We start from the raw sequence: 20,612 nt of genomic DNA, 5'->3' as shown, positions 1-20,612 counted from the left end.
TGATTGAAGGAGGTACCTACTTTGGCTCATGCGCATACGCATAAGGTCAAACGTTACAGCGGTATAAAGGACTGGCTGACTACGGTTGACCATAAGAAAATTGGAATATTATATTTGATCGCGGGCGGATTTTTCTTTCTGGTCGGCGGACTTGAAGCACTATTGATTCGGATTCAGCTATGGAAGCCGATGAATGACTTCGTCAGTGCCGACACCTTTAATGAATTGCTTACGATGCACGGCACGACGATGATCTTCCTTGCGGCGATGCCGATGCTGTTCGCGCTTATGAACGCGGTTGTCCCGCTGCAGATCGGCGCGCGCGACGTTGCTTTCCCTTTCGTTAACTCACTGGGCTTCTGGACATTCCTGTTCGGCGGCATTCTGCTCAACGTCAGCTGGTTCGCAGGCGGAGCTCCGGATGCGGGCTGGACGGCTTATGCACCTCTTGCAGGCACTACATACAGCGGCGACCACGGTGTGGATTACTACGTATTAGGCTTGCAAATTGCCGGTATCGGTACACTTATCGGGGGGATCAACTTCCTCGTTACGATTATTAACATGCGTGCTCCCGGCATGACCTTCATGCGCATGCCTTTGTTCACATGGACGGCGTTCATTACTTCGGCGCTTATCCTGTTCGCATTCCCTGCGCTTGCGGTTGGCCTTGCGGCACTTATGTTCGACAGACTATTCGATGGCAACTTCTTTGATCCTTCAGGCGGCGGCAACGCGGTGCTGTGGGAGCATATTTTCTGGATTTTCGGGCATCCTGAGGTTTATATCCTTATCCTGCCGGCCTTCGGTGTTATTTCCGAGGTAATAAGCACGTTCTCGCGCAAGCGTCTGTTCGGTTACAGCTCCATGGTATTCGCTACAATCCTGATCGGCTTCCTGGGCTTCATGGTTTGGGCGCATCACATGTTCACGACAGGTCTTGGACCGGTTGCGAACGCGCTGTTCTCGATCGCAACGATGCTGATTGCGGTACCGACAGGTATTAAGATCTTTAACTGGCTGTTCACGATGTGGGGCGGCTCGATCAAATTCACGACGGCCAACCTGTTCGCGGTCGGCTTCATCCCGACTTTCGTAATGGGCGGCGTAACGGGCGTTATGCTGGCGGCGGCTCCTGCCGACTTCCAATATCACGATTCCTATTTCGTCGTCGCTCACTTTCACTACGTCATCGTCGGCGGCTTGATTCTTGGTATTTTCGCAGGCCTACATTACTGGTGGCCAAAAATGTTCGGCCGTGTGCTTAACGAAACGCTTGGCAAACTTACGTTCTGGACATTCTTTATCGGCTTCCATTTAACATTCTTCATTCAGCATTTCCTTGGCTTGCTTGGCATGCCGCGCCGGATTTGGACGTACCTGGACGGTCTGGGCTTTAATGAAATGAATATGATCAGTACAATCGGCGCGGTTCTTATGGGCTTCGGTACGATTTTCTTCTTATTGAATATCGTTACAACTTCATTCAAGCCGAAGAACGCATCTGGAGATCCTTGGGAAGACGGACGTACGCTGGAATGGACGATTCCATCGCCGCCGCCGGAATATAACTTTGCTCAAACTCCGCTTGTACGCGGTTATGACGCTTATTGGAAAGAAAAAATGGAAGGTCACAGCGGTATGACGCCTGCTGAACCAATCGGTCCGATTCATATGCCGTCGCCTTCGATCCTGCCGTTCTTTATGGGACTTGGCTTGTTCATTGCTGGTATCGGATTTATGTACGCCCAGGATTGGGGCAATCTATTCGACGGATTCAAATTAGGTTACGCAATAGGTATTGCAGGCTTGCTCATCCTGTTCTTGTGCATGTTCCTGCGTTCTGTGTACGATGACCACGGTTTCCACATCGAAGAAGAGGAAATCCTCAGAGATAAGGGGGGGAAAGCATGAGTGCGCATTCGCATGCAGATGGGCAATTGCCTCATGAGCCCGAAAAGGCGACCCTCGAGGGACGCAATAAAGTATTAGGCTTCTGGTTATTCCTTGGCGGCGAGACCGTATTGTTCGGAACGTTGTTCTCCGCGTTCCTGGCTCTTCGCCATCAAGTGCTTGACGGACCGCCGGCGCACGAGCTGTTCTCGCTGCCGCTGGTTGCGCTTGCTACAGCACTTTTGTTAACATCGAGCTTGACCAGCGTGTTTGCGGTATATGCACTGCACACGCATCGCGTGAAAGCCTTGATCGGCTGGCTGATTGTTACTGTTGTACTAGGCTTAGGCTTCCTTGGCCTCGAGATTTACGAGTTCTACCACTATGTGCATGAAGGCCACGGCTTTACAACGAGCGCATTCAGCACCTCATTCTATACGCTCGTCGGCTTCCACGGCGCGCACGTTGCCTTCGGTATTCTGTGGATCTCGCTCATCATTGCTCAGCTGATGAAAAAAGGCCTCACCGTCGTTACGGCGCCAAAGGTATATGTTGCCGGTATGTATTGGCACTTTATCGATGTCGTATGGGTATTCATTTTCACCGTCGTTTATTTGATGGGAAAGGTGGTTTAATCGATGGCAAGCAATCATACAGCCACAGAGGAAAACGCCAAGCGTCATAAGGTCGAAGGACCGAAGAAGCATATTATCGCCTTTATCTTCTCCATCCTGCTTACGTTCATCGCCTTTGCGACCGTAATCAGCGGAGAAATAAACAAAGACTTTATTTACATTATTTTGATCGGATTAGCGATTCTCCAGGTGTTCGTGCAAATGGCGTTCTGGATGCATATGAAGGATCGCGGTCATACTTTTGCGATTATTGGAATTTTGACCGGCGTATTCATTGCTTCGACTTGCGTGATTATGGCTGAATATTGGGCTTGGTGGTAATACCGTTGTTGTCGTACTGGAGGAGGGTCCCGAAGGCTTGGGTCCCTCCTCTTTTGCAAAATAAAGGCAGGCTTTATTGAAAGGAGCTTCCACGATGCTTGGCTTACAATATTTTCGCTTCGAAGAATTGTGGACCCCGATGTTCTTATTCGGAATGGCTGCGATCGTCATTCTCTATTTCTATTTAATTGGTCCATGGCGGGAGAAGCACGCTCCCGCGGCACCGGCAGCTACAGCGCTGCAGAAGGTGCTGTTCGTTTCAGCTGCCGTTTTGTTGTATATGGCGCATGGAGGGCCTCTGAATCTATTAGGTCATCTCATGTTTACTTTCCATATGGTGAATATGTCGATCTCGTATTTGATCGTACCGCCGATGGTTCTGCTTGGCGTACCCGGATTCGTCTGGCGTAAAATGTTCTCGGCAGCCTACTGGAAGAAATTCAGGTTGCTGATGCATCCTATTATTACGATCGTATTGTTTAATATGCTGTTCTCTATTTATCATGTACCGCTTGTTCATGACTACGTGATGACGCACTTCACCGTGCATCGTCTTTATTATTTTGTACTTCTCATTACTTCATTCATGATGTGGTGGCAAATCGCATGCCCGGTTCCGGAGTGGAATAAGCTGACCGACCTGAAGAGGATGGCCTATGTATTCGCGAACGGTATTCTTCTGACTCCAGCATGCGCGTTGATCATCTTTGCAAGTAAATCGATGTACGGGACTTATAGCGACCCGAACGTATGGGTAACCGCGATGGGGTACTGCATATCCGGCGATCCAAGCCGCCTGCTTCAAAGCTTCAACGGTCCGCAATTTTTTAATTTGATGGACGTCGTAGAGGATCAGCAGCTTGGCGGGATCATCATGAAGCTCGTGCAGGAGCTCATGTACGGCATCATTCTGGCCTATATTTTCAAGCAGTGGTTCAAGAAAGAACATACGGAAGACGAATTGCCGAATACAAACCCGAATACGGGAACGGTCTAGTATTCCTATTTTTATGATTAGGTGGGGTAGCATTGGATACTTATACGATTATGCCGACGATCAGTACGGCCTTGATCGTCATTAGCGCGGTACTGGTGGCATTCGGTTGGAGGCTTGCGGTCAAAAGAAGATTGGAGGCCCATCAGAGAACGATGTTCTGGGCGGCAATTACCGCGATCCTGTTCTTTATCATCTATTCCTCGAGAACGCTGGTCTCGGGCAATACGGAATGGGGCGGGCCGGATAGCCTCAAGCCGTTTTATCTTTCCTTTCTTCTGTTCCATATTACGTTAGCGACGGTTGGGGCCGTATTCGGCATAACGACGCTTACGCTGGGCTACCGCAAAAAATTCGCCAAGCACCGCAAATGGGGAAGAGTCACCTCCCTCGTTTGGTTTTGTACCGCCGTTACGGGAGTAACGGTGTACGTGCTGCTGTATCTATTGTATCCGGGCGGCCATACAAAGCCGATGCTGGATGCTATATTTGGTTGATTTGCGCGACTGCCGCGCAATAAAGCCGTGCTATTGAAAGAGAAATTATCTTTCAATGGCACGGCTTTTTTTTATTATGAATTGTGTTGACAAAGGTGTGCACACTGAATATACTGTGTATAAGGATATATACAGTATAATCACTGTAAAAGGAAAGGAGCGAATGCTATGAGCTTATGGAAGGGTGCATGGTACTTGGCAAAGCACGAGCTGGTGAAGGACCGTTGGAAGTTTCTCATCACATTGGCATTGGTCCTATATATTTTGCTGTTCTCTATGCCGTTTTTTATGGATAGCCTGGAGGGGGAACAAACGGGTGGCATAACGTGGGCCTCTGACTTTATCTATTTATCCTTGCTCCCGTGTCTCGGTTTTGTATTAAATAAAACGATGGCCGGTTATTGGAAGAGTGATCTGTATACGAAGAAACTCGCGCAATGGCGCACTATGCCGATCTCATCGAAGCAGATTGCGCTTGGACGTCTCATTCAATTGACGATTGTGATGATCGTGGGTCAGCTGATTTTCTTTTCACTTCAATTCTTGATTCTGAGCTTAGATGGGGCGGATCCTTCAGCCGGAAGCTTTATCCTCTATGCCCTGTTCTGGTTCTTCTATTCCTTATCGATTGCAACGGCGTATGTGTATTGGGAAGTCGGCCATACCGGCAAAATGTATTTTCTCATTAGTTTTGTTTTTATCTTCATCTTTCTAATTATATCGGTTGGCATGGCTCTGCTTGATAACGGAAATATAGTCGTCGGCTCGCTGCACGCGATCGAGAACGGAAATTGGTGGATCGTGCTTGCAGCTTTGGCCGTATGCGCCGGGGCTCTGGTCATCGGCATGAACCGCATGGAGAAACGTCTTGATAAACGCAGTTACGGAGCTTAGTCAATCAGGTAGGAAAGCAGGTGAATGCAATGCGGCTGCCGATTCAAATTAACGAGCAAAGCGCCGAACCGCTCTATCATCAGATCGAGGTGCAGCTGCGGGCGCTGATCGTGAGCGGTCAGTTGACGGAAGGAACGCTGCTGCCGTCGATTCGCGAGCTTGCCCAGACGGTAAAGTGCAGTGTCATAACGGTAAAACGCGTCTATAGTGATTTGGAGGCGGAGGGTTTATTGCGGACACGGCAGGGAACCGGCACTTATGTTGCTCAGGTAGGCCAGCAGGAAAGGGACCGGCACCGGTTGGCTGCCGTTATTGAAGCGATGGAGCAGGCGGTTGTTGCCGGCAAGCGGGTGCAGTGCTCGGCGGAAGAGCTCGAGGTTATATTCAAAGGGGCACTCGGCAAACATTTTGATTGAAGGCGGGGGAATGACTATGTTCGACGAATATGCGGTACAACTAAGCGGCGTCGTGCAAAATCGCGCGAATTTCAAGCTGGGACCGCTCGATTTGAATATCCCGAAAGGATATATTACGGCCATTGTCGGGCCGAACGGCTGCGGCAAGAGCACGACCTTTAATCTCATGCTGGATTTAGTGAAGCCGGACGAAGGCAAAGTCGAGCTGCTGGGCCATACGGTAGGACAGAGCATTCAGACCGAGTTGAAGAAAAAGATCGGTTATTTGCCGGAGCAGCCCTCCTCACATGAGGACAATATGAAGGGGACGGAGAAAGCGGAGTTTCACCGGTTCTGGCATGACGGCTGGGATGTGAACCGTTATCGCGAGCTGCTTCATCTATTGGAGGTTGACGATCATCAGGCTCTTGGCAAAATGTCGAAGGGGATGCGCCGCAAATTTGAATTTGCGCTGACGCTGTCGCATGGCCCCGAGCTGCTGTTTCTCGACGAGCCGTCCTCGGGTCTTGATCCGCTGGCTTGGAAGACGATGATTGAAATTTTGCACCGGTATATGGACAAAGGGGAGCGTACGATACTGATGACCTCCCATATTATTGAAGAAGTGAAACGACTTGCCGATTTTATCGTATTTATGGCGCAGGGCCGCGTCTTGGGCGTATATGAGAAGGATGAGCTGTTCAGCAGCTGGTATACCTTATTCGTTAGCGGAGATGAGCTCACGGCGAAGAAGGCGGCAGACATGCCGGGACAATGCGGCGTGGAGCATGCAGGAGGCACAACGTATCGCATTACGACAAATCGTGCTGCGGAAGCCGAAGAATGGTGCTCGGCGAAGGGGGTTAAGCTTGTGAGCCGGCAAGTACTGGAGCTTGACGAGATTATGAGCGCCTTATTGCTGCATGACCGATTAGGCAACCGGATGAATTAATAAGGAGGAGCAGAGATGAATCCATTAAAGGCAGACAAGGTTGTTAAGCAGTATGGAGACAAAACAGCGGTGAACGGGATAAGTTTTGAGGTTGGCGCAGGGGAGATTTACGGTCTTCTTGGAGCCAATGGCGCGGGGAAGACGACAACGATGCGGATGGTGCTCGGCTTGATTTATCCGGACGGCGGACAAATCTTATATCATGGCAAAGCCTACAGCAAGGAGCAGCTGAGCAATCTTGGTTATTTGCCGGAAGAGAGAGGCTTATATCCAAAGGTGCGCGTCAGCGATCAACTGATCTATCTCGCACAGCTGCGCGGCATGTCGAAGAAGGATGCGGACGATAGTCTGAAACGATGGCTCGACCGGTTCGAGGTTCCGGAGTATTACAACAAACGGGTTGAGGAGCTGTCCAAAGGGAATCAGCAAAAAATCCAATTTATCGCCGGGGTCATTCACTCGCCGAAAATCGTTATTCTAGACGAGGCGTTCAGCGGTCTCGACCCGGTTAACGTCGAACTGCTCAAGTCGACGGTTAAGGAGCTGCGCGATTCCGGAACGAGTATCCTGTTCTCGACGCACCGGATGGAGCATGTAGAGGAGCTGTGCCGAAACATTACGATTTTGCACCGGTCGAACGTCGTCCTGCAGGGGAATATCAAGGAGATTAAGAAGCGATTCCCGAAAGAACGCGTTATTCTTAGCACGGAGAAGGAAGTATCGGGATTGGACCGGATCGGCGGCGTGACGAACGTCATTCGCCATGAGTACGGATATGAGATCGGCATCGCAAACGAGTCGGTCGGCGGCGATATTTTGCGGCATGCGATGAATCAAGCGACGATTACCCGCTTTGAAATTAAGGAACCGACCTTGAATGAAATCTTTATAAAAACGGTAGGTGATAGCCATGAATAACTTTTGGACAGTCGTCGGCTTTACGGTAAAAAATAAATTAAGAGGCAAAGCATTCGCCATTACCACTCTTATTATCGCCATTATTTTGAGTATCGGCATTAATCTTCCTTATATCTTCTCTCAGTTCGGCGGCGGAGATAAGGTGACAAGCATCGGCTATATTCAGTCGCAGCAGGCGGAGCATGCGGATGGAACCAAAACCGGCGACCAATTGAAGGCTTATTTCGAAGCGCAGGAAGGCTCGAAGCTGCAGCTTGTGCCTTACGGGGATAAAGGCTCTGCCGCGGAGAATGAGAAGCAGCTTAAGCAAGCGATTGAAGATAAGGACATTAAAGGGTACTTGGCATTCGGTGAAATGACGGAAAGCGGCTTTCCCGAAATGACCTATAAATCGGAGAAGCTGATGGAGTTCGAAATGACAAGCTCGCTGCAGGGCGCCCTGCAGATCATCCGCCAGGATACGGTCCTGCAGGATGCCGGCCTGACGGAAGAGCAGCGGGCATTGTTGAACGCTCCGATCGCCATCGACGCGGTGCAAATTTCGGCAACGGAAGGCGCCGGCAGCATGGGGGAAGGAAAAACAGCGGAGCAGCAAGGGATGAATATGGGATTGGTCTACGCGATGCTTTTTCTTCTCTTCATGTCGATTATGATTTCCGGCCAAATGATCGCGTCGGAAGTGACGGCAGAGAAAAGCTCGAGGGTCATGGAAATCCTGATTACGAGCGTCTCGCCGCTGAAGCAAATGTTCGGTAAAATTTTCGGTATGTTCGTCATCGTGCTGCTGCAAATCTCCATCTATGTCATCGTTATTCTCGCGAACGTCTCGCTGCCGCATAACGGCAAAGTGATGGGGAATCTGAATATTAACCTCAGCGATATCGATCCGATGCTGCTTCTATACGCAATCTTGTTCTTCTTAACCGGCTTCTTCCTGTTCGCGACGCTGTTCGCGGCAGTCGGGTCTCTTGTCAGTCGGACGGAGGATCTGGGTCAGGCGGTCATGCCGATTACGATCGTATCGCTTGCCGGATTCTACATCTCCATCTTCAGCATCGGCAGCCCGGATAGCATGCTGGTGAAGGTAACGTCGTTCATCCCGTTATTCTCGCCATTCGTTATGCTGCTCAGACTCGGACTTACCGACCCTCCGTTATGGGAAGTACTGACTTCGATCGGCATACTGCTCGTCGGCATTTATGCTGCCGTATGGATTTCCGCGAAAATCTACCGCACCGGCGTGCTGATGTACGGCAAACGCCCTAGCTGGAAAGAGATCCGGAAAGCGATGAAGGCTTATAAGATTTAGGCGGTTCTTAGTATCCAGTTGTAGACTTTATTTTATAATGACGCTAAATAGATAGTGTTTTGGCGGTAGTATTGAATTGTTTTGCCGGTTAGATTAATTCTGAATTTGAGAAAACATTGAGATTACTAAGAAAATATTGATTCTTTACCAGCTAGTGAAGCGGCGAGAAATCAAAAAACGAATAATGAGTTGGTTTGTGATAAAATGACGGTTTTTTTATATTGAAATAAATAAGAAGAAACGGCAGCTAATTGGCTGCCGTTTTCCCATCTACCGATTTATCAAGGGATGCAGATGGTCCTGGTATTATAGCGTATACAATACTATAACAGCTATAGAAATGACTTTCGTGAAGTATCCATCTATGGTGGTTACACGTCGAGTCTAGCTTTTTTCATACTCTAAGCGTTAAGTCCGGGATTTCATATATTATTCTTCAAACAACCGCTCACCTTTATGCAGCCTGCGAGCAATGTTAGCCGTATGCGGGAGCTCGCGCGCGGTTGGCGCATGTGCCGCCAAATATCGGGTGCAGGCGAGCAGCATCGTTTCTTTGGCCTTCTCCGCAAAGGAGCCTTCAGCCGCTTGCCAGCGGTCGTATTCGGCCACTGCAGCCTCATACATTTGGAAAGAATGGAATTCCGCATCCTCCCGCAACAGAGCATGGCCAAGCGTGTTCAGCAGCGATCCCGGCTCATTACCGCCATGAATGTAGTCTATCACCCATTGCGCGGCCGGTCCGACCTGCTGGCGCAGATCGAGCAAATCGAGCAGATCCTGATGGTTGGCCGTCGCGGCGGAGCCGGACGGCTTCGGACGCGCGGCTGTTGGCACGTTTAAGAAACGGTCAAGATATAAGCTGACGGCTCCGTGAAAAATCGCCCGCTGCAGCAGCGGCTCATCTGATTGCAGCAGCCTCTCATGCACAGCGTGAGCATAAGTGAACGTATGGAGCACTGTAATCCAATCGCCGAAATCGTTCTGCGTATGGAATCGAACGATCCGTTCCGCAGCGGCCAAAGCAACGAGCTGCGCCAATTGCGCCGGAGCCGTTCCCGCGATGAGCAGGTCGCGCAGCAAAGCGATCGTCTGCTCCGGCGTATCGCTCAACAGCTGCTGCAGCAATTGCTCTTCTGTATCAGCAGACAGCTGCGCATCCATTGACCCACCGGCGAGCACATTCTGCTCCAGCTCGTTGACCGCTTGCTTGATCGGCTCTACGAGGTTCAGCGGCGCCTGCCACTGGTGCAGCTCCTCGCTCCGTGTCGGACGAGCCATCATCGGCACGAGCGAAGTTAGAATCCGCTCCTTTTGCGACACCTCCGCCCACTCCATCGCTTCAAAAGCTTTGTTGTGGAAATCGAACACATGCCCGCCGTCCAAGTAAAAGTGATCTGTTGCAGCGACAAGCATCATTTCCGACAGCCGCTTCGTGTCGATGCCTTTCAAAATGGCGGTGATCAGCACTTTCTCAGCGCCCTGCGTATCCCGAACCTCTATGCAGCTTCGATACCACTCGGTCAACCGTTCGAACGGCACGTCCGCCGACGGCAGCGCCGACAGCAAGTGGCGAGTTCCTCTGCCCGAGCTGCCTCGAGCGACATGGACAAGGCCTTGGTACAAGGCGAGTATTTTGCCGTTCTTGTCCAACTTGCCGACGCTTTGCGCCATCGCGGTAAGAATCGTAAGTCCGGCGTTCCAGCCTGTTCCATATGTCGTGCCGAATTCAATGCCAATGCGGGCGATGTCCTGCTCCGGCATTCCGGCTTCGACCAGTCCAACGACCGCTTTCGCGATGACGATGCCGATATTTTGCTCGAGTCCTTCTTTCAGTCTTTGCTTATACTTTTCCGTGCCTTCCGCTCTTCTTGAAACCGGATTTACCCACACTTCACCGTCGTCGACCCGCACTTCATACGACGGAACATCGTCTGCCCACGGATCAAGCGTGCCGCCGCTGCAGACGTCAAACCGGGCATGATGCCAATGACACGTTAAAATCCCGTCGCACAAACTCCCCATATGGAGCGGAAAGCCTAAATGCGGACAGCGATTGTCTACCGCGTATACGTGGTCTTCATGATAAAAAACAGCGATACCGCCCCGTATAACCTTTGCGCCCTCTTGTTTAAGCGCTTCCAAATTGCCTGCTGAAATCCAGTTTAAACTGACACTCATCGATACAGCCTCCTTTTTTTTTTAAGATACACAACCTTGTTGGAAAATATCTTTTGTGCTTTTAGAAAGACTCTTTGATTCACGTTGCTTTTGATAGTGATTAAGTGTTTGCTCGTAACTCCGATAAGCGCCGGTATAAGGGTCTCAGCGTTTATCCTCTTCAACTTAGTTTTTTTAAACGTAACATATGTTTATACACTTTACAAACATTTATGTTTGTAAAGTACGACGGGGTGACCTTCGGAAACCCCGACTTAAGTTGAGCTCGGAAGAAATCGTGTTTCTGGAAGAACCGTATGTGCCGCATCCTGTGGCCGGGTTTGATTAATTCACGAATGCAGGGGGTACACTTGTTGCCCATGGCTTTGATTACTTTGTTTGGGGAATATTATCCGGCATTGGAGGCAACATCAATCAATATTGGATTACGTCCGCAGCCCCTTAGACACCTGATTTTGCAAATGGTTTATTTGTCACATCGGCTAACTTAGGAACAACAATCGGCGCAGCGGCATGCGGAGTCTTGATATCGGGGATGGGTCCACAATACTTGGCGTTAGGCGGATTGCTATTCTTGATTTTAGGTATAGGCTCTATATCGCTAAGAGTCTACATGCAAAGTCCACAAAGACGAATTTCGCTGTATGGAAATTTAGAAAGCAGATCAAGAGAAGTAGAAAAAAGCGTCTGAATCAAGAGCCGTTCTTGATAAAACAGGGAGCAGTTGCGAACGCAATCTGCTCCCTGTTTTATTGAACTAATATGTCATCCATCATTGTCATTTACCTGAAATCTCAGTAAACGATAAGGTAATTCTCAGGTATCTCGCCACTTTGTAAGGTACAATAAAAAACGAATTCGTTCATGCGGTTGATTCGATCACATATGGTCAGGTGGTGATCTGCGAAACAAGTGCAGTTCTGTTCATAGACGAAGAGGTTACAGTTGAGACAAGGAGGTAGGATTTTTATTGAAAAAAATATTATAATCTTGATCTTTACGATAACGTAGACCACACCGTATACCGTATATATCATTCGATGAAAATAAGGGCATACTTTAACTTGTCTGGAGGAGTTTAAAAATGAAAATAAAAGCTATTACCAAGCGTGGCCTTCATATACTAACAGCGACGGCACTTGTCGTGGTTTTATCCACGATTTCCGTTGCATCCATGACTTCCGTTGCATCCACGGCTTCCGTTGCATCCACGGCTTCCGTTGCATCCGCGGCAGACACCCTGGCATGGGATAAGACCTTTTCTCCCAACAACAAGGTGACCGTCGAAAAAGTCACATTCTATAACAGACTTGGCATTTACTTAGTCGCGGATATGTATCTTCCTAAAAATATGAATAGAGCAAAGAAATCTCCCGCAATCATTGTCGGACACCCGTTCGGTGGCGTGAAAGAACAGACGTCCGGCTTGTATGCCCAGGAGATGGCAGCACGGGGCTATGTAACCCTGGCCTTTGACGCTTCCTACAATGGAGAAAGCGGCGGGCATCCGCGCAATATTGCTTCTCCGGAAGCGTTGGTTGAAGACTTTAGCGCCGCTGTGGACTATTTGGGCACACGCCCGTTTGTGGATCGTGACCGTATTGGCGTCATCGGCGTTTGTGCCAGTGGCGGGTTTGCGATCAGCGCTGCGCAGATTGACCCTCGGCTGAAGGCTGTCGCGACAGTTAGTATGTACGACATGGGCCGCGCCACCCGTGAGGGATTGGGGTATGCAGGGGTACCGGGCGAAAATATGACCGAGGAAGAACGGAGAGAAGTACTTGAAGAAGCCGCTGAACAGCGCTGGACCGAATTTGCGGGCGGACAGAGGGTATTCGGCTTAGGAACTGCCGTGGAACTAGAACCCTCACAACAAGCAGCACTTCAAGAGTTCTCCGAATACTACGGTACGCCAAGGGGACAACACCCCCGCTCAGCGGCGTTGAGCCTTACCAGCACCGGGGCGATGATGAACTTCTTCCCGTTCGCGCAGATTGAGACGATTTCTCCGCGTCCGATTCTATTCATCGCAGGTGAGAATGCACACTCCAGGTACTACACCGAAGACGCCTTCGAGCTGGCGGGCGAATCGAAGGAACTCTATATTGTTCCAGGCGCAGGGCATGTGGACCTGTACGACAGAATGGAGTACATTCCATTTAATAAGCTCGAGTCCTTCTTCAATGAAAATTTGAATCTGAAATAAGGCTTGTGTCGAAGATCGTAGAGAGCATTGCGTGCCAATGGCGCTTTGAGTGAAACCGCTGTGTGAATCCCCGCAAATATTGTTGGGATTCACACTTTTTTGTCTGAATAGAAGAGTAGGTAACTATCCCCGGAACAAGTGAGTGAAAATATCAGCTTTATGTAAAATATAGGCAGAGGTGATTATTCTTGATGCAGCCAGGCCATATTCGAGTGTTGATTGTCGACGATGAACCGAACATTTTGAAATTTTTGGAGTTGGGGCTTCAAAACGGAGGCTTCCTTGTGCGGACCGCTTCAGACGGATTAGATGCCGTCATCCAGGCTCGGGAGTTTCTTCCGCATGTAGTCGTCCTTGACGTAATGATGCCAGGCATGGACGGGTTCGAGGTTTGTAATCTGTTGAAAAAGATGCATAAGATGGGGATCATCATGCTTACCGCCAGAGAAGAAGTTGACGATCGGGTCAAGGCGCTGAATCTGGGAGCCGACGATTACATGATCAAACCTTTCAGCTTAAAAGAGTTGACCGCGCGTATTCATGCCAGAGTGCGCAACATGTATCCCGAGTTGCTGGATGAAGTGATCCGGGGACCATTCCGGATTGACGACAGTCGGAGAGAAATATGGTATCAAGAAGCTCTGCTTGAGCTTTCGCGCACCGAATACGAACTACTTAAGTTTCTCGTTTTGAATCATGATCGTGTCATGAGCAAATCTTCCATTCTGGATGCGGTTTGGGGACTCCATTTCGTCGGAGATGAAAATAACGTGGAAGTATACATCCGCTACTTGAGGGAAAAGCTGGAGGACCGCTCGCATCAATTGATCCGAACGGTTCGGGGTTCCGGTTACCGGATGAATATCCAATGAAGGCCCGATTCCGCTTTTGCCGTCGTGTCGAACCCCATTCTCTCGGCTTTCAGCTCCTCTCCCGCTCTATTTTGATCATGGCCGGACTTTTTATTTTAATTGGCGTTTTTCAATATTTCACGATGCAGCAATTTTCGTACGACAAAAAGGAGTGGGGGATTCAAAGCCAAATCCGCTCCGTCTCACCCGAGATCTGGATCCAATGGAAAGAGGACCGTTCAAGGGGAAAAGACGATGTGGCTGCAATTAAAACGTTGCAAAATAACGTGGCGACAATCGCGTTCATCGAAGAAAACGGGAACGTGTCTGAACTGTTTGTTAATCCCGGCTACTCTTTGCCGGTTCCCCGGCTGTCAAAGCAGGAATACCGCAAAATTTTTGAAACCGGCAAAATGACGGATGGTTATAAAATCATCCGGGACGAAAAAAACAACCCTCAAATGGTTATTTGCCTGTTAGTCGGCCCTGCAGATGCGGAATGGGGAATTGTTCAAGCAACCGTAGATTTGAAAGAAATGTTGGCTTTACAGAGGCATTCATTAACCATTTACGTGATTGGTTCGCTGATCGCACTGATTATGGGGATGCTTATCTTCCGTCCCGTCCTGCAGCGGACTATGGTTCCACTGTCAAGGATGGTGAACACCGTGGAACGAATCCACAGCGGAAATTTGGATGAGCGCTTGCCGAATAAGCAGGGCCCCGTGGAAATCGACCGACTGGCAGTTGCCTTCAACGGAATGCTGAAACGAATTGAAACCTCGTTTGCTTTGGAAAAAGAGATTCAAGCGCAAATGCGCCGTTTCGTCGCTGACGCCTCGCACGAACTCCGCACCCCGTTAACCTCGATCCATGGGTTTCTGGAAGTGCTTCTCGAGGGGGGCGCGGATAAACCCGATCAACTGCAAATAGCGCTAGAAAGCATGTATAGCGAATCGGAGCGGTTAAATAAGCTTGTCGGAGACCTGCTCGCTTTGGCTAGAATGGAACGCAGTCCGGATGTCTGCATGACTCCGGGCAATCTCGGCGAACTTATTCGCCAGATGGAGCCTCAGTTGCGAATGATCGCCGGAGCGAGACGGATTCGGCTCGATTTGATTGATGACCCGGCTATTGCTGTTGATACGGACAAGATAAAGCAAGTCATCCTGAATTTGTTTCAAAATGCCGTTCAGCAAACCGATCCAACAAAAGGCGATATCCGTATCAGCCTGGAAAAAAGCGCCAGCGAAATCAGGCTTTCAGTCCAAGATAATGGTTTCGGGATCAAGGAGAATCATATTCCGCATATATTCGAACGGTTCTTCCGCGGTGAACCGTCTCGGGCAAGAAAGTACGGCGGGGCCGGATTGGGCCTGGCCATCACCAAATCGATCGTGGAACTGCACGGCGGCCGAATCGAAGTGGAAAGCAAGGAAGGGGAAGGTGCGTTATTTCGTGTTTATCTGCCGATTAAGTAATTCCCGATACTGTTCTTCCTTGGTTAAAGTTACCTTGCTAACGGGACCCGATAGATCAAATAAGTATAGCGGTAGTCTAGGACACTTTCTCCAAGGCCACCGCTGTTTGCTTTTACAAGGTGTTAACAGGTGACATTTAAAGTTCATACTGCGGGGTATCGAGATGCACCTGAAGATAACATTTTCAAATTCCTGGTTTTTCCGAAAAATTTCAGCTAACAATAAGGTAATTCTCAGGTGTTTCGAAGTTTAATCTCAGGCATCTCGCCAATTTGCAAGGTACAATCAATAACGAAAGCGGTCGTTCGATCAAATAAGGTCAGGAGGTGATCCGCGAAATAATCATGCCCGTATCCGTATATTCGAAACGGCTCAAGCCGTTCTATTCACAGACAAGGAGGTTACAATCGAGTCAAGGAGATAGGATTGCAGGAAAAACTACATTTTGGAGGGTGTTAAAATGAAAAAAAAATATACGATCACTCCTTTCCTCAAACTCACCGTGTTGGCACTGGCCTTGGTTTTAACCACAACAGGCGTTGTAGCTGCATACACGCCGGACATGTCCAATGGAGCAGACAACTTTTACAAGAGCAACGAGGTAACCATGAAAAAGGTTGAGTTTAAAAATCAATACAACATGATTGTTGCAGGGAATCTTTTTATTCCCAAAGGTTTGAATAAGAACACCAAAAATCCCGCGATCATTGTCGGGCATCCTATGGGCGCAGTAAAAGAACAAAGTGCGAATCTGTATGCCCAGAAAATGGCTGACCAGGGATTCGTTACTTTGTCCTTGGATTTGTCTTTCTGGGGAGAGAGTGAGGGTCAGCCTCGCAATGCTGTTTCGCCGGATATCTATGCCGAGGATTTCAGTGCTGCGGTGGATTTCCTGGGCACCCGGAAGTTTGTTGACAGGGATCGAATTGGTGCTATCGGGATTTGTGGCAGCGGGAGCTTTGTCATCAGCGCAGCCAAGATTGACCCGCGCATGAAAGCCATTGCGACAGTCAGCATGTACGACATGGGCGCCGCCAATCGTAACGGGCTTAAACATTCCCTGACACTTGAGCAAAGGAAGAAGCTCATTGCAGAGGCAGCCGAGCAACGCTTTGTGGAGTTCACGGGCGGTGAGACCAAATACACCGGCGGGACAGTGCATGAACTGAAGGAAGACACCGACCCTATCCAGCGAGAGTTTTTTGACTTCTACCGCACTCCAAGGGGCGAATTCACTACCAAGGGTTCGTCACCTGAACTCACGACACACCCGACGCTAACCAGTAACGTCAAGTTCATGAATTTCTATCCGTTCGAAGATATAGAGACGATTTCTCCTCGTCCGATGCTTTTCATCACGGGTGAAAACGCACATTCCAGAGAGTTTAGCGAAGAAGCCTACAAGCTGGCGGGTAAAGAGAAGGAACTTTACATTGTTCCGGGCGCAGGTCATGTGGATCTGTACGACAGGGTGAATCTTATCCCTTTTGAGAAGCTCACATCCTTCTTTGCCGAGTATCTGAAATAGGGTGATGCTAGAAACATTTGCCGCCCCGGAATGCTGCTTTTAGGGAACTCCCTGCCATGACCTTGCTTGACCAGGACAGATGAAATGACTGTAACAAGCTTGTTTTCCGGGAGTGCCCGTCCCTCTCAGGAGAGGAAACAAGAAAATCTGTTGCGGGAGTACGGATCAAGGTGCCGACATTTGCCGTCGATCAAAGTTGACATCTTCTGTTTGGCAATAAGGCGCTTGCAGCCGACCGGTTCAACCGGCGTGCAAGCGCCTCTTGTCGTGAGCCATGTTCATGAGCGGCGCATGTTTGCGGCATCCCGCGCTCGGATTTATTCTCCCTGATTGAAAAAGATGGATAAGATGGAGATCATCATACTTACCGCCAGGGAAGAAGTTGACGATCGGGTTAAAGCGCTGAATCTGGGGGTCGACGATTACATAATCAAACCTTTCAGCTCAAAAGAGTTGACCGCGTATTTAGGCCAGAGTACGCAACATGTTTCCCGAGTGAATGGGTGAAGCGATCCGGAGACTTTTCCGGATTGACGATAGTCGGAGAAAATCTGGTATCAGGAGGCCAGCGGCTGTCTAGGACACTTTCATCAAGGCCACCGCTGTTTCTGTTTTTTTATTCGAAATTTCAGGTAACGATAAGGTAATTCTCAGGTAACTCGCCATTTTGTAAGGTACAATCAATAACGAAATTCCGTATCTTTAATGATTAATGTTAATGGAATTATACGCTAGGAGGTTCAATAATGAACAATTATAATGCCTTTGTTCATTAATTGACAAATTGCGCACATCTAACAATTGCAAGCATTTTGTTTTATTTTATAATTATAGACAAACGTTCATTTGTAGCATTGAATCAAAAATCGCATTATCCCAGAGGTGATTGGTTTGAAAAAAATGTTAGCCGTAACTTTGTTCGGAATCCTTTTAATCGCTGGGTGTTCTGTAAATGAGCAACAAAATTCCATGGATGAACAGCGAAATTCCACAGATCAGCAGCAAAATGAAGAACGAGAAAAGACATTCGTGTCCGGTGAAGAGCGAGAAGTGATTGCGGAAAATCTTGAGGTTCCTTGGTCTATTGATAAACGTGATCATATTTACTATTTGACGGAAAGACCGGGAAACATCGTAAAAATTGAGAATGGAGAAATAGAACGGCAAAGCGTAGCACTCGAGAAAGAACTTGCGACAGCTTCGGAGGCAGGGTTGTTAGGGTTTGCGCTCGCTCCAGATTTTCCGGAATCGAATTTGGCGTATGCTTATTATACGTATGAAGACAGCTCCGGACAATTTAACCGCATCGTAACACTTCATCTTGAAGATAGTATTTGGAGAGAAGAGAGCTTGCTGCTCGATCAAATCCCAAGCGGTGCCTACCATCATGGGGGGAGGCTGAAAATTGGTCCTGACGGAAAACTTTATGCGACAGCCGGTGATGCATCTGAACGAAATATTGCACAAGATCCCGATTCATTAGGCGGCAAAATTTTAAGAATGAATCTGGATGGATCTATTCCAAGCGATAATCCATTTCCAAATTCCTATGTGTATAGCTATGGACACCGAAATCCTCAAGGAATTACCTGGTCGACAGACGGCACGCTATATGAAAGCGAGCATGGCAACGATGCAAATGATGAGGTCAACAGAATAGAAGCCGGTCATAATTATGGTTGGCCGATTATTGAAGGCTTTGAGGAACAAGAAGGTATGGAATCACCGCAATTCACTTCCGGGGATGAAGCAACTTGGGCACCATCCGGAATGGCCTATTATGGCGGCAAACTATACGTTGCAGCGTTGAGGGGATCTGCCATTTTAGAATTTGACCTTGAAACAGGCGAACAACGTGATTTCGTAACCGGACTCGGTAGAATTCGGGATGTGCTTATTGAAGATAACTTCCTGTATTTCATTAGCAATAATACAGACGGACGCGGTAGTCCGCAAGAGAATGACGACAAGCTATACAGAATCTCACTAAATAGTTAGATTTCCTTGGAGACAATAATAAACAAAACTTGAGAGGATTAATATAAATATGAAAAAACAATTCATGTTGACACTCGTATTGCTGCTATCCCTCACCCTTGCTGCTTGCAGCAACAATGATAATGATATGAATAATCCAATGGGCAATCCAATGAACAATCCTCAGCAAGAGGAGAATACCCCAGCAGCTGAGTCTGGAGAATATGCTGAACTTGGCTCCGGGGCTAACCTGGTTCAATTCCCTGAGAACCTTGAAGATCAGATCATATTTACGACTTACGATCGAGGAGATATTCATGAAAACATCTATGTAAACAGCAGGGAAGCGATTGAAGCGGTGCAAAGAGGAGAGGAGCTTCCGAGCGGCACCGTTGTCACTCTTGAAGGCTTTAAAGATGGAGAGCTTGAACATTATTTAGTGATGGAAAAGCGTACCGGCTGGGGTTCCCAGTACTCGCCTGATGAGCGTACCGGGGAATGGGAATTCCAGGCATTTACTCCTGACAGTGAAGTGATGGAGGATGGTATTGGTGGAAAAGCTATTGGACGATGCTATTCCTGCCACGCAAATCAGGAAAGAGAAGAGTACCTGAATTCATTCGATCAAATGAAAGAGTTTGATTTAGGAACGGTTCCACAAGCAGATAGCAGCAGCACAGAAACTCCAATTGCAGCTGTCCCAACAGAGGACTGGGAGGTAACTGAAATATCTGCTCATCTGAATCAATCTAAGGATGTAGCAAGCAGGTCAATTGGGGAAGAAGAAAAAGCGGGAATCCTTCAGGATGTTCTTCTGACCATGTATATGCATCAATATAAAAACTAAAAATAATCTATGATCGGTCAAGTAGAAAGAGGAGAATGCTTTGAATCGAAAGATGTTATTCAAGCTGGTAATTGACCTGGCCATGACAATTCTCATGTTAATCGAAATGGCTTACTATATTACCGGAATTACAGTCCATGAATTCCTTGGCGTTACAGTATTTGTACTGTTTATCGTCCATATTTTTTTGAATCGCCGTTGGTTTGGTACGATACTGAAGGGAAAGCATAATCTGCGGCGTATTCTGCAAATCGTACTCAATCTGCTTTTTTTTGCAGCAATGGCTGTTATGATGATCTGTGGAATATTAATATCCAGCGATATATTCTCCTTTATTCAGGTGAATGACGACATGATCCTCCGGCAAATACATGTTCAGACAGCCTATTGGGGATTTATCATCATGGCCGTACACGTAGGATTTTCTTGGGGTATGATCATCAATTCGGTACGGAGAATGACGGGAATCGTCAGCACTAGCCTTATTCGCACCATTGTCTTACGTGTTCTTGCGGCGTTGATTGTATTTTATGGGGTGTATGCTTCCTTCGAAAGGGAGATCGGTTTTAAACTAACCGTTTATAATCCGTTTGGCACCTGGGTGAATGATGATTCCGCCATTAATTTTTTAATTGACCACTTATCCATCATGGGAATTTATATTTGCGGTACACACTATGCTTTGAAATTTGTTCAAAGAGAGGGACAAACAGCAACTCAAAAATAGGAGTTATTA

19 protein-coding genes and 1 pseudogene are annotated in these 20,612 nt (G+C 48.2%); 19 read left to right on the top strand and 1 reads right to left on the bottom strand.

Going from position 1 to position 20,612, the window contains the following annotated elements; translation table 11 throughout:
* Positions 1 to 21 precede the first annotated feature (21 nt).
* The 10 genes from ctaD (at position 22) to H581_RS0131260 (ending at position 8,808) form a co-directional block, all read left to right on the top strand.
* Positions 22 to 1,914 (top strand): cytochrome c oxidase subunit I, encoded by a 1,893-nt coding sequence (gene ctaD, locus H581_RS0131310; RefSeq protein ID WP_029192691.1) that lies wholly within the window; start codon positions 22 to 24, stop codon positions 1,912 to 1,914.
* A complete protein-coding gene (locus H581_RS0131305; protein WP_029192690.1) occupies positions 1,911 to 2,528 on the top strand; it encodes a cytochrome c oxidase subunit 3 in 618 nt (205 codons plus the stop codon). The genes ctaD and H581_RS0131305 overlap by 4 nt, the downstream gene beginning before the upstream one ends.
* A gap of 3 nt (positions 2,529 to 2,531) precedes the next feature.
* Complete coding sequence (locus H581_RS0131300; protein WP_029192689.1) at positions 2,532 to 2,849, top strand: cytochrome C oxidase subunit IV family protein; 318 nt, start codon at positions 2,532 to 2,534, stop codon at positions 2,847 to 2,849.
* A 94-nt stretch (positions 2,850 to 2,943) separates the two neighbouring features.
* On the top strand, positions 2,944 to 3,846 hold the full coding sequence (ctaG, locus tag H581_RS0131295) for a cytochrome c oxidase assembly factor CtaG (protein WP_029192688.1): 903 nt from the start codon (positions 2,944 to 2,946) through the stop codon (positions 3,844 to 3,846).
* Between the two features lie 32 nt (positions 3,847 to 3,878).
* The gene (locus H581_RS0131290; protein WP_029192687.1) at positions 3,879 to 4,340 is read left to right on the top strand and encodes a DUF420 domain-containing protein; all 462 of its coding nucleotides are present in this window, start codon (positions 3,879 to 3,881) and stop codon (positions 4,338 to 4,340) included.
* A gap of 168 nt (positions 4,341 to 4,508) precedes the next feature.
* Positions 4,509 to 5,234 carry a hypothetical protein gene (locus H581_RS0131280; protein ID WP_029192686.1) on the top strand — a complete coding sequence of 242 codons (726 nt, stop codon included), beginning with the start codon at positions 4,509 to 4,511 and terminating at the stop codon, positions 5,232 to 5,234.
* A 29-nt stretch (positions 5,235 to 5,263) separates the two neighbouring features.
* On the top strand, positions 5,264 to 5,650 hold the full coding sequence (locus H581_RS0131275) for a GntR family transcriptional regulator (RefSeq protein ID WP_029192685.1): 387 nt from the start codon (positions 5,264 to 5,266) through the stop codon (positions 5,648 to 5,650).
* Positions 5,651 to 5,666: 16 nt separating this feature from the next.
* Complete coding sequence (locus H581_RS0131270) at positions 5,667 to 6,581, top strand: ABC transporter ATP-binding protein (RefSeq protein WP_029192684.1); 915 nt, start codon at positions 5,667 to 5,669, stop codon at positions 6,579 to 6,581.
* A gap of 15 nt (positions 6,582 to 6,596) precedes the next feature.
* The gene (locus H581_RS0131265; RefSeq protein WP_029192683.1) at positions 6,597 to 7,499 is read left to right on the top strand and encodes an ABC transporter ATP-binding protein; all 903 of its coding nucleotides are present in this window, start codon (positions 6,597 to 6,599) and stop codon (positions 7,497 to 7,499) included.
* Positions 7,492 to 8,808, top strand: a complete 1,317-nt coding sequence (locus H581_RS0131260) for an ABC transporter permease (RefSeq protein WP_029192682.1) — start codon at positions 7,492 to 7,494, stop codon at positions 8,806 to 8,808. The genes H581_RS0131265 and H581_RS0131260 overlap by 8 nt, the downstream gene beginning before the upstream one ends.
* Positions 8,809 to 9,237: 429 nt before the next feature.
* On the opposite strand, the gene H581_RS0131255 is transcribed toward H581_RS0131260, so the two are convergent.
* Positions 9,238 to 10,986 (bottom strand): Rieske (2Fe-2S) protein, encoded by a 1,749-nt coding sequence (locus H581_RS0131255; RefSeq protein ID WP_029192681.1) that lies wholly within the window; start codon positions 10,984 to 10,986, stop codon positions 9,238 to 9,240.
* Between the two features lie 350 nt (positions 10,987 to 11,336).
* On the opposite strand from H581_RS0131255, the pseudogene H581_RS39180 reads away from it, so the two are divergent.
* The 9 genes and pseudogenes from H581_RS39180 to H581_RS0131210 all read left to right on the top strand — a co-directional run.
* A pseudogene (locus H581_RS39180) lies at positions 11,337 to 11,677 on the top strand (hypothetical protein); the annotation flags it as partial.
* A gap of 393 nt (positions 11,678 to 12,070) precedes the next feature.
* A complete protein-coding gene (locus H581_RS0131245; protein WP_029192679.1) occupies positions 12,071 to 13,192 on the top strand; it encodes an alpha/beta hydrolase in 1,122 nt (373 codons plus the stop codon).
* Positions 13,193 to 13,383: 191 nt separating this feature from the next.
* Complete coding sequence (locus H581_RS0131240; RefSeq protein WP_036720703.1) at positions 13,384 to 14,064, top strand: response regulator transcription factor; 681 nt, start codon at positions 13,384 to 13,386, stop codon at positions 14,062 to 14,064.
* Entirely contained in the window at positions 14,061 to 15,524 is a 1,464-nt protein-coding gene (locus H581_RS0131235; RefSeq protein ID WP_029192677.1) for a sensor histidine kinase, read from the top strand. Before H581_RS0131240 ends, H581_RS0131235 begins: the two co-directional genes overlap by 4 nt.
* A gap of 460 nt (positions 15,525 to 15,984) precedes the next feature.
* Entirely contained in the window at positions 15,985 to 17,052 is a 1,068-nt protein-coding gene (locus tag H581_RS0131230) for an alpha/beta hydrolase (protein WP_029192676.1), read from the top strand.
* A gap of 339 nt (positions 17,053 to 17,391) precedes the next feature.
* Positions 17,392 to 17,559, top strand: a complete 168-nt coding sequence (locus tag H581_RS39820; protein ID WP_425414678.1) for a response regulator — start codon at positions 17,392 to 17,394, stop codon at positions 17,557 to 17,559.
* A 384-nt stretch (positions 17,560 to 17,943) separates the two neighbouring features.
* A complete protein-coding gene (locus H581_RS0131220; protein ID WP_029192675.1) occupies positions 17,944 to 19,050 on the top strand; it encodes a PQQ-dependent sugar dehydrogenase in 1,107 nt (368 codons plus the stop codon).
* A gap of 49 nt (positions 19,051 to 19,099) precedes the next feature.
* On the top strand, positions 19,100 to 19,876 hold the full coding sequence (locus H581_RS36800) for a cytochrome P460 family protein (RefSeq protein WP_051251503.1): 777 nt from the start codon (positions 19,100 to 19,102) through the stop codon (positions 19,874 to 19,876).
* Positions 19,877 to 19,916: 40 nt separating this feature from the next.
* A complete protein-coding gene (locus tag H581_RS0131210) occupies positions 19,917 to 20,603 on the top strand; it encodes a DUF4405 domain-containing protein (RefSeq protein ID WP_029192674.1) in 687 nt (228 codons plus the stop codon).
* Positions 20,604 to 20,612: the final 9 nt, after the last annotated feature.

The sequence above is a fragment of the Paenibacillus harenae DSM 16969 genome, assembly GCF_000422465.1.
GTDB lineage: Bacteria > Bacillota > Bacilli > Paenibacillales > Paenibacillaceae > Pristimantibacillus > Pristimantibacillus harenae.
The sequence above is the reverse complement of the archived record's forward strand: the minus strand, read 5'-3'. Positions and strand labels throughout refer to the sequence as shown.